Genomic DNA, 13,216 nt, shown 5'->3' with positions numbered 1-13,216 from the left:
ACTACTCCGACCATTCCACGCCCACGCCAGCCGCTGAGACACCGGCTGCCGCGCCTGCCTTTTCGCGCGGTGCACGACTCACCGCCGACCCAGCGGCGCGAACAGCCGCATCGCGAACGCGCTCCACCGTGCGCGCCCCATGGCTTTTTGCACGCGTTGCAACCTTGCCCGCAGCAACACGCATCACCTTGTCACGCGCGCCACCAAACGCATCGGTAAACCTACTCAAAGAAGCCCCACCCTCGAAATACTCGATGGCAGCCCGCCCCATAGCCACAGTACCCGAATATCCGATGCCTGCCTTCACAGCCCAGCCACCAACGGGCACAACCGACACAATTTGACGGGCCACCGAACGCAACGCGAAGCCGCCACACACTACAGCGGCAAGCTCTTTGAGGCGTGCAGGACCGAGATCCTCGCCGTAGGAAGCCGCAATCTGCAACAGCATCTTCGATTGGTTCAGTGTCATAATGGGCATGTCAGCGCCGGGAATAATAACGAGCGCACCCACACCAGCGTTCTGCATCGCCGTAACCGACACGGCATCGAGCGCAAGCGGCTTACGAACAAAGGGGAACGCCAACGCAAACGCGAGCTTCTTCGCTCGACATGTTTCAACAACCCAACGACCCATACGCCCCGCCAACGACGCTCGCAAGCGATCATTGAGCTCTAGTGGTTCGGCGGCCGCTTCCTCAGCACTTGCACGAGCGTACTCCTCATGCACCTTCGCGGGTTCTTCCGCAAATGCTTCAATGTAGTCGGCAGCAGTAGAAGCCGCACCCGATGCCATGCCGGCGATCGTCTGCATCTTGCCGCCTCTCTCCTGCGCATCGGCAGCGGCACCAGCTACATTACGCGCCGCCTTGGCGACCACAGCCGCTTTCGACACGGTAGGCTGCTCGGCAGGAGACAACAGATCAGCTGCGGGGATATCATGCCCGCAAGCATGAGCCAGATCGGACACGAGATGAGGCAACGTGGTCACCACCATCACGGGCACCCCAGCTTCGCGCAGCTGCTCAGCACACGACCCAACAGCATCTGACACGCCAGCCACAATAACCGACATGTCGTCTCCCTCAAACGGAACAAACGGACGGCCGTCCAAGTACATGAGAGACACGCGCGCATGATGTGACGCACTGGCAAACGACTGGCGAACGAATGCCTGCACATCACCTGGAGCGGTTTCATCGAAGTACACGCTCACCGACAGCGGCATCGTACGAGCTTCATCGACGGCCGATACCTCGTCAAGAACCTTCTTCACGTCAACGGGCATTTCCATGCTAGCCTCTCTTTCCCAACGAAGCGTTGTTATGGCTCCATACCGACCCAATCATGCCAAGCATAATGAAGTTGACCACCATAAACGACGAGCCGTAGCTCATAAACGGCAGCGGAATACCGGTAATGGGCATCAACCCGCAGTCCATGCCGATATTTTCAAGTATCTGAAACAGCCACATCCCCACCACGCACATAACGATAAGCATGCCGAACAAGTCGTTTGACGATCGCGCGATGTTAAAACAAATGAGTATGAGTGCAGCGTACAACGCCAGCAACACCACTACGCCCACAAACCCCAATTCCTCGGCAAGCACGCAGAAGATGAAGTCGGTAGGTGCCTCAGGTAGGATTCCAAGTGCATGCTGAGTTCCCTTGAAAAGCCCTTGTCCAAACAAACCGCCTGACCCGATAGCAATCTTCGCCTGATTCAGGTTGTAACCCTCGCCGGTTGGGTCGTAATCGTCGTTGATGAACACCAGCAGGCGATTACGCTGATACTGCTGCAGTAGTTTATACTCGCCTGTCTGCGCTTTGATTACCTCGTCAACGGCAAAAACGAGCGCCACTGCAGCAACGAAAGCAGCAAGTGTGATGAGCAGGTACTTCGGCCGCGCACCACCCATCACAAGTGCCACCGCCGCAATAAACAAATACACCAGACCCGTACCCAAATCAGGCTGCGTCATAATACATGCGAACGGAACGAGCATAATACCGAGTGCCCGGCAATACTCGCGCGGGTCATCGAGGCGGCCACCATAACGAGCCATCACCGCCGCATCGAGCAACACCACAGTCACCTTCGCGAATTCGCCCGGCTGAATTTGCATGCCTATTTTGATCCACGACTGCGCGCCCTTTGCCTCAACACCAATAACCGGCAGGTGCGGAGACAGAATGAGTACGACGTTGATAATAAGGAACAGCGTAACGAAATCGGACAGCTTGCGGTAGTCGAAACGCCATACGAGTAACATGGCGACAAGCCCTATAGCCACGCCAGCAAGCTGCCGAGTGAAGCTGTAATCAGCATCGACGCGCACCGCCGAATACACAATCAGCAAACCATAGGACACCAACAGCGCCACAACCACAACAAATGGCACGTTAAAGCGTGCCCGCCGGGCATTCCTTGCCGCCTGTACAACAGCGGCGTCAGGCGTCTTGATCGTATCTATCTGCGGCAAAGCAGCCATATGTCTCGCCTCCTTCCGCCGTTTCTCCTACAGTCTCTCATCTGGCAATACACCAGTCGCACGACATTGGCAATGCAGCACCAGCCGCACGCCTGCTCGCCCGTCTCGCACCGCGGCACTACCCGTAGCACGGCCACAAAGCGAGTCTCACCTACACGCTAGTCGGTGCGCCCCGACGAAACGTGCGCCGCCGGCTCAACCGACTTGCCAGTCGAACCGGCAATACGCCCCATCTCGTCAAGTTCGCCACGGTCGTACGCAAGTACGGCGTTCATGACAGCAGCTCCAAGAGGCATCGCTGTATCAGAACCACCGCCGCCCTCTTCGACAATGCACGCTACCACGTACTTCGGATCATCGTAGGGCGCATACATGGCAAACCATGCGTAATCTTCCTTGCCAGCCACTTCTGCCGTGCCTGTCTTGCACGCCGCCTGAATACCATAGTCGTTGAGCACTTTGGCGATGTAACTATTGTCCGTAGCTACGCCACGCAGTGACCGGCGCACCAGTGCAAGATCGTCGGTGTTCACATCAATCTCAGTTAACACCTCAGGCTCGAAAGAGAGCACCACTTCCCCCGAAGCGTTACGCACCTCCTTCAGCAGATGCGGCTTCATCATCGTGCCCGTGGCAATAGCCGCATACGCGCAGGCAATCTGCAGCGGCGTGGTGAGCACATAGCCCTGGCCGATGATCATGTTTGTCATGTCGCCGCCCTTCCACACGGCCTCTTCGGGGTAATCGGCGAAATGCTCGGCTTTCCATTCCGGTGTGGGAATGCGTCCTTGTGCCTCACCGGAAAGATCGATGCCCGTGTATTCCCCGAAACGAAACTTGCGGAGGTAGTCCTGCAGCGCGGTTTCACCGACTGTTTCCTGATTATCCCAAAACGCCTTTGCGATTTCGTAGAACACGACGTCGCAAGAGTTCACAATGCCGCCATAGAGATCGAGCGTACCGTGACCGGAGTGTTCCCAGCACATTTGCGGCTGGCCGGTGTTCCAGCCGTCCCACGAGCCGGTGCACGTCCACGTGCTCGTATCGGTGGCAAACCCGTACTCAAGCGCTGCCATGCTGGTGAACGCCTTGTAGGTGGAAGCAGCCGGATACGACCCCGATATAGCCCGGTTCATGAGCGGATAATGTGATTCTTCAGTGTTGTACAAGTCCCACACCTCTTGGGGAATGCCGCCGGTGAAGGTGGATGGAGCAAACGTTGGATAACTACTCATAGCTACAATGCCGCCATCAGCAATATCGAGTACCACCACGGCACCAGCCGTTCCCGCACCCGACCCAATAACCCCATCATCGGGGGCAATCAGTTCGGCCAGCGCCTTATCGGCAGCGTATTGAACAGGACCCTTGATACACAAATACACATCGGAACCGCGCGTTGGTTGCGTTTCGCTTACCACCTCAACGACGTTACCCTTCGAGTCGGCCATCACCTTGCGCTGGCCATGATCGCCCGCGATTAGGTTGTCGTAGGTGGATTCCACGCCCGATTTCCCCACGTCATCGCCAAGCTCAATATCTCGTCCGGCGGCCATATTACCAAGCTCGTCCTCCGACACGCTGCCGGTGTAGCCGAGCGCATGCGCAGCCAAAGCACCATAGGGGTAGTCGCGCACCGCCCGTGTTTCCACAGTCACACCGGGAAACGCGTCGGCATGCTCGGAAATAAACGCCACGTCGCGCATGCGTGCGTCGCTTGCTACCACACGCTGGCTCTGAGCACCTGATGACGCATCTTTCACCCGCTGGCGCACCACGTTGTACGGCACGCCAAGTACCGTGGACAGCCGCAACAACACGTCACGATTGTCAGCAACGTCGGGATCGGCGAGCACTGTCAGCGACGAACGGTTCTTCACGAGCGCCAAGCCATCAGCATCGTACACATAGCCGCGTGGGGCTGGTGTGGAAACCACCGAATAGCGGTTTTCCTCCGATTCACTGGCATACTTACTGCCCGCCAAGATCTGCATGCTCCACAGCTTCGCCAGAAGCGTCGCAAACACGCCAGCCACAAGCGCCCCCATAGCCAAAAAGCGTGGACGCAACACATCGGCAGGAACCGTCACCGGCTGACTCGACGACGACGCAGCTGTTCCATGGTTCGCGTGCTTAGGCATATAGTCAGAAAGTGTTGACTTCACACCCACCGAATCGATGGTGGCTGCGCTTTTCTTCACGCCCACGCTTTCGGAACGGTTTTTGCGAACCATGTTCAACACGATAACGACAGCGGCAGCGGTGAGCACGAGGGCCACAAGGGCAGCGATAATGGCAATCAACATGGCGACCACTACCTCAGCTTCGGCGTTCTGATCTTAAGCTCCTTCGCAGTGCGCGAAAACAGCACGACAAGCAGCGGATACACAATAACAGCAACCACACAGTCGTACAGCGCGCACGGAGCCGCACGATTGAGGAAGGCGTCAAGGAGCGACACGGGCAACCCCAGCGCCACCAGCAGAAAGCCGTAGAGAGTTTCAACCGCAAACATACCCGCGAACATGATGGCAAACGGCATGAAGAGCGCATCGTTGTCGAGCACAAGAAACACGCGTGCCGTAGCAACGTGCGCCAACAGGAACAAAAACGCAAGCGCGCCAACCGGACCAGAACCTAAAAGGTCGCACGCAAGACCGGTAAGGAACGACAACGCGATACTGGCGTTTGCCGGATCGGCCACACCTAAAGCCATCACATAGACCAGCGGAATACAGGGAAACGACCCGAACAGCGCAATGTTGGGAGCAAGCGCCACCTGCAAGATGAGGGCGATAACTGCACCGACCGCCTTCATCACGCCAGCGCTCGCAGGCGTCATTCGGCACCACCTTTGTCAGCCGCGTTGGTACCTGATCCACCAGACGCGCTTCCATCCGATCCGTCATCTGAGCTGCTGGTGCCCAACACTACCAGCACCTCTTCGAGCGCCGAGATCTCGCCATTTGGCGACACCACAGCGCGGCGAGACGAATCACCCTGCGCGGAATCAACTTTAACGACAGTTCCCACAATCAGACCCGACGTGTAGCTTCCGCCCAAACCAGATGTGAGCACCACATCGCCTACCTCGATCGTCGCGTCGGCATCGACGTTCTCCAAATACAGAATGCCCTCAAGCGAACCTCGCACAATACCCTGCGCACGGCTTGACTGCAAGAGCGCTGCTACGCCGCTTTGCGGATCGGTAATCAGACGCACAGTGGCGGCATGCTCAGACACACTTACGGTCTGTCCGATGACGCCGGTGGTTCCCATAACGGTAAGGCCGGTACGCAAACCGTCAGCCGATCCCTTGTTAATGGTGACAGTCTGGCTCCACGCCTGCGTAGACTTGCCGATAATACGCGCACCCACGCCGTCGGCGGAGTAGCTGCTCTTCAGATCAAGCAACTCTTCGAGACGCAGCGCCTCTTGGCGATACTCTTCGGCCTGTGCCACCATGGCACGCAGTTCTTCGTTCTGCGTGCGCAAGCTCGACAGCGTACCGTCATCAGCAGTTAGATTGTCCACGCCTTTCCCAAGAGCATCGAGCGCGCCACCGATACCCTGCCCTGCACCTCCAACAACAGAGGCTGCGTCAGATGCACTACTTTGCGCAGAATGGAGAAAGCCGTCCTCGCCTTCCCGTGCATACAGCGTAATCAGCACCAGTGCAATCACCAGAAGCGCTATGACAAGAACTCGACGAACGAGCGCCGAGTTCTTCTGTTGAAAATTGAGAGCCATGAAAGCGCGCTGCCCTATTTAGTCCGCATAAGCGTCTGCCTTAAGGCCTGCGGTGTTTCGAGCACTTTCAAGCAGCCCATAACCACGTTCGTCAGTGCCGTTGGACTTGTCCACACCGGAATCTCCAACTTGTCGGTAAGATACCGGTCAAGCCCGGCAAGCAAGCCACCGCCACCCGTGAGCAGGATGCCGTTCTGGATGATATCGCTTGCCAGATCGGGGTTGGTCTTCTTGAAGGTTTCCTTGATGTGCGTAACCATCTCGTCGATAGGCGCTTGCAGCGCTGCGCGCACATCTTCTGACTGGATGGTGACCTCCTTGGGTTGTTCGGTGATCACGTCCTGACCGGAAATGACCATGTCGCGCTCGCGGCCATCCTCGAAAGGCAAAATCGAGCCGATTTTGATCTTGATGATTTCAGCCGTTCGTTCACCGATCTTGATGCCCAGCAAGTCGCGCAGGTGCATGGCAATAGCCTCATCCATGCGATTGCCCGCCAGACGCAACGACGACGAAGTAACGATACCACCAAGCGAAATAACGGCAACCTCAGTCGTACCACCACCGATGTCGACCACCATCGAACCCGTAGGCTCAGTCACCGGCAAATCGGCACCCATAGCGGCTGCCATAGGCTCTTCGATCAGGTACGCTTGGCGCGCACCCGCTTGAATGGACGCCTCAAACACGGCACGCTTCTCCACCGACGTCGCGCCACACGGAATGCACACCACGATGCGCGGCTTCGGCTGCCACGGGTACTTCCTTGGCGCGGCCTTGTTGATAAACGCAGAAATCATCGCCTCAGTGACGTCATAGTCGGCCACTACGCCATCATGCAGCGGATGCTCTGCCGAAAATGCATCGGGCGTATGGTTGATCATACTCTTCGCCTCGTGGCCGACAGCGAGCACACGATGCGTCGCTTTCTCGATGGCAACCACGGAAGGCTCATTTACGACAATGCCCTCGCCCGGAATGGCGACAAGCGTATTTGCAGTACCCAGGTCGATGGCCATATCGGTCGACATTTGACCGCCCATGCCAAACCCGAAGTCTGTTAGCGAATCCAAAAACGACATACAGGCTAACCCCTTGTATCACAGGTTCAAGTAAGGATGAATGTTAGCACAATGCCTGTTCGCTCCGGCATAATCCACAGGGAGAACAACTCGCCAAAGCCTCCGTAAAACCAGCTCTTAGAAGCAATTTATGACAAATGGCCCACCTTCGCAGCTTTGTTGCTCTCATCGCTCTTTTGGCACGCTTGATAGCGCAAGGTACAAAAGCGTTTAGCGTATGCACTAATGCACACTACAGCTGAAGCAGGGGTCATAGGCACGCACGAGCTTTTCAACTTCCAAGCGAATAGCATCAGCCGAGCAGCCCTCGTCCACGAGCTTTTCCACCACAGCGCGCATGTCGGCTTCCATACTCGCCAGATTCTGCGCTGTTGGCGTGAGAATTGAAGCGGTAACTACGCGACCCTCCTCATCAAGTTCCAGGCGGTGGAATAGCGCTCCGCGCGGTGCCTCGGTAAAGCCGACACCCACACCTGCACGTACCTGATAAGGTACCGGAGCCGAACTCGCGGAAAGGTTGCCCTCACCCGCCGCCAGCTCGCGACAAAGCCTCGCGCAATGTTCTAAAACGTCGACAAGCTCGACTGCTTGGGCAACGTTGTTCATATAGGGGTTGCGCTCGGGCGGGCGCAGGCCCACCTTCGCCGCCGCAACCTTCGCCGTATGGCACAGATTCGACCACGAAGCATTCACTCGCGCAAGCGCACCGGTCATGTAGGCATCCTGCGTGTCGCGGCATCGGGCGAACAGAGCACCCGAATGCGACATCTCATACTCTTCGATAACGTTTTCCACGTCGGCAGCATCAAAGCGCTTCCCACTGCGCACGAACAGAGCTTCATCGGAATCACACACCGGATAGCGTCCGTCGGCCTGCATGGCTAAAAAGTCACCTGACATGCGGATATCGGGCACCTCGAACGACTTGAACAGATCAACCGCAGAAACAGCAAACGCCACCGCCTCGTCAAGCTTATCAGCTAAAGCGAGGAAAGTCTCACGTGGTGGCTCATGTGTGAACCCGCCCACCACTGCGGTGATAGGATGCACCGAACGCCCGCCTACCTCCGTGCACAGCTCATTGCCAAGCGCTTTCAAGGCAAGTGCCTTGTCGTACAAGCCCCGATCGATTTCGGCAAGCGGGAATACGCTTCCCATTCCCAAGAAATCAGGAGCCGCGAAGACAAACAGGTGTGTGGCGTGGTTCTGCAAGTACGACCCATACGCCAGCAGCTCGCGCAAGGCATTCGTTCGGTCGGACACCTGCACCCCGAAAATGCTTTCGATGGCCTTTAGACTAGTGATCACGTGACTCGAAGAGCAGATACCACACACACGCGAGGCGACGTAGGGGACATCATCAAAGACGCGCCCACGCACCATGCTCTCGAACAAACGCGCCGGCTCGGTCACGTTCATCTCGCAGGTTTTAACCCGTCCATCCTCAATCACGACGTGGATATTTCCATGCCCTTCGACGCGGGCGACATGATCGACATGCAAAGCGGTCTTCGCCATGGGTTTCCTCGTTTCCTCCGCGCACAGCGCGAAACGCTAGTCTTCCTCCGCGAGCGCGGGGTTCGTTTGGTTGAACAGGCGCAGCGCGTCATCGAAGCGGGTAGGGTCAATGCCGAAGCGCACAGCGGCGGCGCGTGCTGAGGCAACGTTCGCATCAGCCGACAAGCCGCGGCATCCGTTGCACGGGCGCCCCAAGTTCACACACTTCGCCCCGCAGCCAGCGGTGGTGACAAGACCTAAGCACAACGTGCCCGACGCATAGAAGCACGAACTCTCATTGCGCTTGCACTCGCCACACATTGTTGCCGACGCATACGACTTGTTCGAACCATACAACGCGCGTTGTAGCACGTCGATAAAGTCGTACGGATCGATCGGACACGCACGCACGCGGTAGTCGACAGGAATCACCGCATCGACAGGGCGCGGCGACAGCATGTTGCCACAAGCTTTCGGAACGCGATCGTACACTTGCGATGGACGCTGGAAGAAGCCCTCGGCAGCCATGCCGGGAATGCCAGCGGTGTTCGCGCATGCGCCGATAACGATCACCTTCGAGGCTCGCTCACGTAAGAGCCGCACCGTACGTTCGGCTTCCTCATTAGTGACCGCACCCTCGATGATGGCCACATCAAACTCTTCGGGCATCGGATCATCTGAAGCAAGCTGCCAATACCGTAAATCGATCTGCCCTAGTACGTCCAACAAATACTGTTCGGCGTTCGTCACCTGCAGCTGGCAGCCAAAGCAGCTTGCAAGCCCCACCACCACGACACGGGGAGCAACCCGCTCGCCGCCTCCGTTGAAAACGCTGTTGCTCATGCTACATCGACCCCTGAATGTTCTTGGCCTCCCAGTAATTAAACACCGGCCCGTCGATGCAGACGTACTGGTGCCCGATCTGGCAATGGCCGCACTTGCCCATGCCGCATTTCATGTTCCGTTCGAAACTCATGTAGATGCGGTCGTAGCTAATATTCTTCTTGCGCATTTCCTCCACCACGAAACGGTACATGACCGGAGGACCGCACACCGCACCGAACGTGTTCGATGCATCAATATCCAAATTCTCGAAGGGTTTCGTCACGAGACCAACTTCGCCATCCCACGTGTCGTCCGGATGGTCGACCGTCAGATACAGATCGAAGTCCTTGCGATGACGCCACATCTCAAACTGGTTACGGAACATAACTTCGCCCGGATTGCGCGAGCCGTAGATGATGGTCACTTTGCCGAATTCGCTACGCTCATCGTGGATATTGTTAATAAGTGAGCGTAAGGGCGCGATACCAAGACCCCCCGCCACGAGCAAAATGTCGTGCCCCTTCATCTTTTCGAAGGGGAAACCCCGACCAAACGGCCCGCGAATACCCACAATGTCGCCGCACTGCATCTTATGCAGCACTTCGGTGAAGGTGCCAGCGCGGCGCACGCACAGCTCGATAAAGCCACCCTTCGACGGTGAGCTGGAAATGGAAATAGGTGCTTCGCCCACCCCGAAGATGGACAACTCGACAAACTGGCCGGGCTCATGATGAAACGCTTCACGAATGCGGTCATCGATCAGGCGGAACTCGAAGAGCTTCTCCGTTGCGGTGAGTTCAGTGATGCTCGTGATGCGCGCCGGCCACGGCCGATAGGGGTTCGCGGCCATCATCTGAGCGCCGTCAAGCGGCGCGGGGCCACCGGTATAGGTACGCACTTCGATGGAGGATGCAGACATACTAGCGGCCATCGGTTGCCTCCTTCGCCTCGAAGAACTTAAACACTTCAATCGGGCTAATCTGCGCCTTGCAGGCCGACACGCAGCGTCCGCACCCTACACACAGCATGTGGTCGTGCTTTGCTAAAAAGCCGTTAAGCTTATGATACATACGATGACGCACGCGGTTTCGCCCGTCGGGACGGAAGTTGTGCCCGCCGGCCACCATGGCGAACTGCGGCGACGTACAGGCATCCCACACGCGCTCGCGCCGACCGGTTTTTCCCGACGGGTCGAGCTCATCGCGGATATCGAAGCAGAAGCACGTGGGACACACCGATGAACACGCCGTACATGACAGACAGCGGCCGCCGAGCTCGTCCCAGAATGCATCTTTATGGAAGGCATCCATAAGCATCGCGATCTCTTGGATGTCGGGGATTTCTTTGTTGAATGCCTCCTGCCGCCGGCGCGTGGCCTCACGGAAGGCGATACGTTCCTCATCGGTGGCGATGCGCGGATCACATGCCGACTCGAGGATGTTGGCCGCCTCGACACTTGCGATACTCACCAGGAACTTGCCGCCAATATCCTGCAAGAACAGGTCGTATCCCACACGAGCTTCGTCAGCACCAACAACGTGGCAGAAACAATCTTTCGACGGCATACAACTTACGCCCACGATAAGCGTCGCCTTACGCAGCGCCGTATAGTACGGGTCGGCGTACGGCCCTTCCATAAGAGCGGTGTCCAAGCGGTTGATGGCGTTAATATCACACGGATGTGCACCGAATAGAACCAGCGGCTGCACATCCTGCGTGAAATCGGTAACGCTATTCGTCTCCGCATCGAACGTGAACAGCGTCTCCCGCGGCGGGAGGAAGTACTTCTTCAGCGAGGTCATAGACAGCGGGCCGAAAAGATCGATATCGTCGGGCGATTCGATAATCTCGTACACGCTTTCTCCGTTTTTCTGCACCGGCGCAACAACCCGGTACCGATCCATGAAGGCTTTGGCCAATGAGGGGAGCTCATCGGCGTCGATAACACGGTACAGCATGCTCTCATCCGATTCTCGTCGTTGTTTCGTCCAACGCGACGCGCTAGACCGCTTCCCATACTATCAAACGAAGGAACAGCGAACCCCTTCAATACAGGTAACGGGGCCTTTCCACCTGTTCAGCGGAACGACCCCGTTTCAGGGAAACACCGATTCAAGCGCTTCCCTCACGCGCTACATAAGCGCGCACCAAACCTGTTAGTTCTGGCTCGCGAAATACAACTCGACGTTCGACACCTTCCATCCGATACCCGAACGCACGAGCGAAATCTTGTACTGCATGTCACCGCCCTCGGCGGTTTTCGCGGTCACATACACCGTCGAATCGCTCATGGAGCGGTCCATGCCGTCAACACCTACAAACGTGCAGGGCTCAATGAGTTCCTGCATACTAGCAACACTTTCGTCAGATAGTTCCTCTGCGAACAGCGCCTCCTGATCGGCACCTTCCGCAGAGAATAGCTGCGCTGCCACGTCATCTTGCATGGGGTAGCCATAACCCTGCGTGTACAGGAACACCGCCCCGCCAAACGCTGCTAACACGAGCACAATAAGCACAATAAGGATTTTCAGGCCCACATTTCGGCGCTTACGCTCTTGCTTCGCTAAGCCACGCGACCACTGCTCGAGCTCTTCGTCGCTGGCGTTGAAGAAGCGGTCCTCCGCCCCAGGTGCCGCGCCGTACATGTCGTACTGTACACGCTGCTGACCATACGGATCGGCGTAGTAATACGGATCGCCCACTTGGGCGCCATACGGGTCCTCTTCGACATACATCGCTCCGCCATCAGCGGAAACGTCGAGTCCAGACATGTCGGCCACCGGTTCGATAACGCGTGTGACCTCGGAGGTGCCCTGTGCAACGGAGGCGATGGCGCGCTGGTAGTCCACACTCGCCGAATCACTTAAGTAGTAAGTCTTGTCTGCCAGTGACTGTTCGAAGGCATCAACGGCCTTTTGCATCTGTCCATCGGCCGCATACGCCTGCCCCAGGTTTGCATAGAGCTTGTTGCGAGTAGCGGCACTCATGGAAAACTGCATAGCGCTTTCGTACGACGCGACCGCATCGGCAGGTCGACCGAGCGCCATGAAACACACGCCTAGGTTCAACAGCGCCTTGGTAGGATCAGGATTCGCCTCGTCCAGCGCAGCTTCTCGGAAGGCCACGCCGGCCTCAGCCGACTTGCCCAGCTTCAAAAGCGCGCTACCCATGCCCGAATACGCCTTGTAGGGTGTTTCGTAGTTCGCGTCGGACACGGCTATCTCGAAATGCTTCACCGCATCTTCGTAGTCGCGCAGCGACGCATACGCCATACCCATGTTGTAGTTAACTGCACCACACGCGTCGTAGGCAGCGTCGGCAGAAGCCTGGGTGTAGGCCTGGATAGCCTCGTTAGGGTTTTTCAGCTTGATCAGGCAATTCCCAATACGATGGTACAAAAGCCCCAACTCTCCCGGGCCAAAACCCGCGGGAGATTCCTGAAGGCATCTGGTGAAGCTGGCAAGCGCACCTTCGAAATCACCTTGGGAATACGCCGTGCGCGCTTGCTGAAAGAGCTCGTTGTTCATCTGCTTCCTTAATTCCGTGTTTTTGTTGAGCGCGTCTGAA

At 57.2% G+C, this 13,216-nt stretch carries 11 protein-coding genes; all 11 read right to left on the bottom strand.

Features of this window, described 5'->3' with window-relative positions; translation table 11 throughout:
* Position 1: 1 nt before the first annotated feature.
* Positions 2-1,294 (bottom strand): hypothetical protein, encoded by a 1,293-nt coding sequence (locus G7Y44_RS00345; protein ID WP_165246633.1) that lies wholly within the window; start codon positions 1,292-1,294, stop codon positions 2-4.
* A 1-nt stretch (position 1,295) separates the two neighbouring features.
* Positions 1,296-2,495, bottom strand: coding sequence for a rod shape-determining protein RodA (gene rodA / locus G7Y44_RS00340; RefSeq protein WP_165246631.1), 1,200 nt, complete (start codon positions 2,493-2,495; stop codon positions 1,296-1,298).
* A gap of 158 nt (positions 2,496-2,653) precedes the next feature.
* A complete protein-coding gene (mrdA, locus tag G7Y44_RS00335; protein ID WP_165246906.1) occupies positions 2,654-4,801 on the bottom strand; it encodes a penicillin-binding protein 2 in 2,148 nt (715 codons plus the stop codon).
* Between the two features lie 8 nt (positions 4,802-4,809).
* The gene (mreD, locus tag G7Y44_RS00330; protein ID WP_165246629.1) at positions 4,810-5,337 is read right to left on the bottom strand and encodes a rod shape-determining protein MreD; all 528 of its coding nucleotides are present in this window, start codon (positions 5,335-5,337) and stop codon (positions 4,810-4,812) included.
* The gene (gene mreC, locus G7Y44_RS00325; RefSeq protein WP_165246627.1) at positions 5,334-6,245 is read right to left on the bottom strand and encodes a rod shape-determining protein MreC; all 912 of its coding nucleotides are present in this window, start codon (positions 6,243-6,245) and stop codon (positions 5,334-5,336) included. Before mreC ends, mreD begins: the two co-directional genes overlap by 4 nt.
* 14 nt (positions 6,246-6,259) lie before the next feature.
* Positions 6,260-7,327 (bottom strand): rod shape-determining protein, encoded by a 1,068-nt coding sequence (locus G7Y44_RS00320; protein ID WP_165246625.1) that lies wholly within the window; start codon positions 7,325-7,327, stop codon positions 6,260-6,262.
* A 222-nt stretch (positions 7,328-7,549) separates the two neighbouring features.
* A complete protein-coding gene (locus G7Y44_RS00315) occupies positions 7,550-8,845 on the bottom strand; it encodes a Ni/Fe hydrogenase subunit alpha (RefSeq protein WP_165246623.1) in 1,296 nt (431 codons plus the stop codon).
* 36 nt (positions 8,846-8,881) lie between these two features.
* The gene (locus G7Y44_RS00310) at positions 8,882-9,667 is read right to left on the bottom strand and encodes an NADH:ubiquinone oxidoreductase (RefSeq protein WP_165045180.1); all 786 of its coding nucleotides are present in this window, start codon (positions 9,665-9,667) and stop codon (positions 8,882-8,884) included.
* 1 nt (position 9,668) lies between these two features.
* Positions 9,669-10,580, bottom strand: coding sequence for an FAD/NAD(P)-binding protein (locus tag G7Y44_RS00305; RefSeq protein ID WP_165045178.1), 912 nt, complete (start codon positions 10,578-10,580; stop codon positions 9,669-9,671).
* A complete protein-coding gene (locus G7Y44_RS00300) occupies positions 10,570-11,607 on the bottom strand; it encodes a 4Fe-4S dicluster domain-containing protein (RefSeq protein WP_165045176.1) in 1,038 nt (345 codons plus the stop codon). Before G7Y44_RS00300 ends, G7Y44_RS00305 begins: the two co-directional genes overlap by 11 nt.
* A gap of 198 nt (positions 11,608-11,805) precedes the next feature.
* Positions 11,806-13,176 (bottom strand): tetratricopeptide repeat protein, encoded by a 1,371-nt coding sequence (locus G7Y44_RS00295; RefSeq protein ID WP_165045174.1) that lies wholly within the window; start codon positions 13,174-13,176, stop codon positions 11,806-11,808.
* Positions 13,177-13,216: the final 40 nt, after the last annotated feature.

Source organism: Adlercreutzia sp. ZJ141, assembly GCF_011038965.1.
GTDB lineage: Bacteria > Actinomycetota > Coriobacteriia > Coriobacteriales > Eggerthellaceae > ZJ141.
This window is presented reverse-complemented; position numbering and strand designations above follow the sequence as displayed.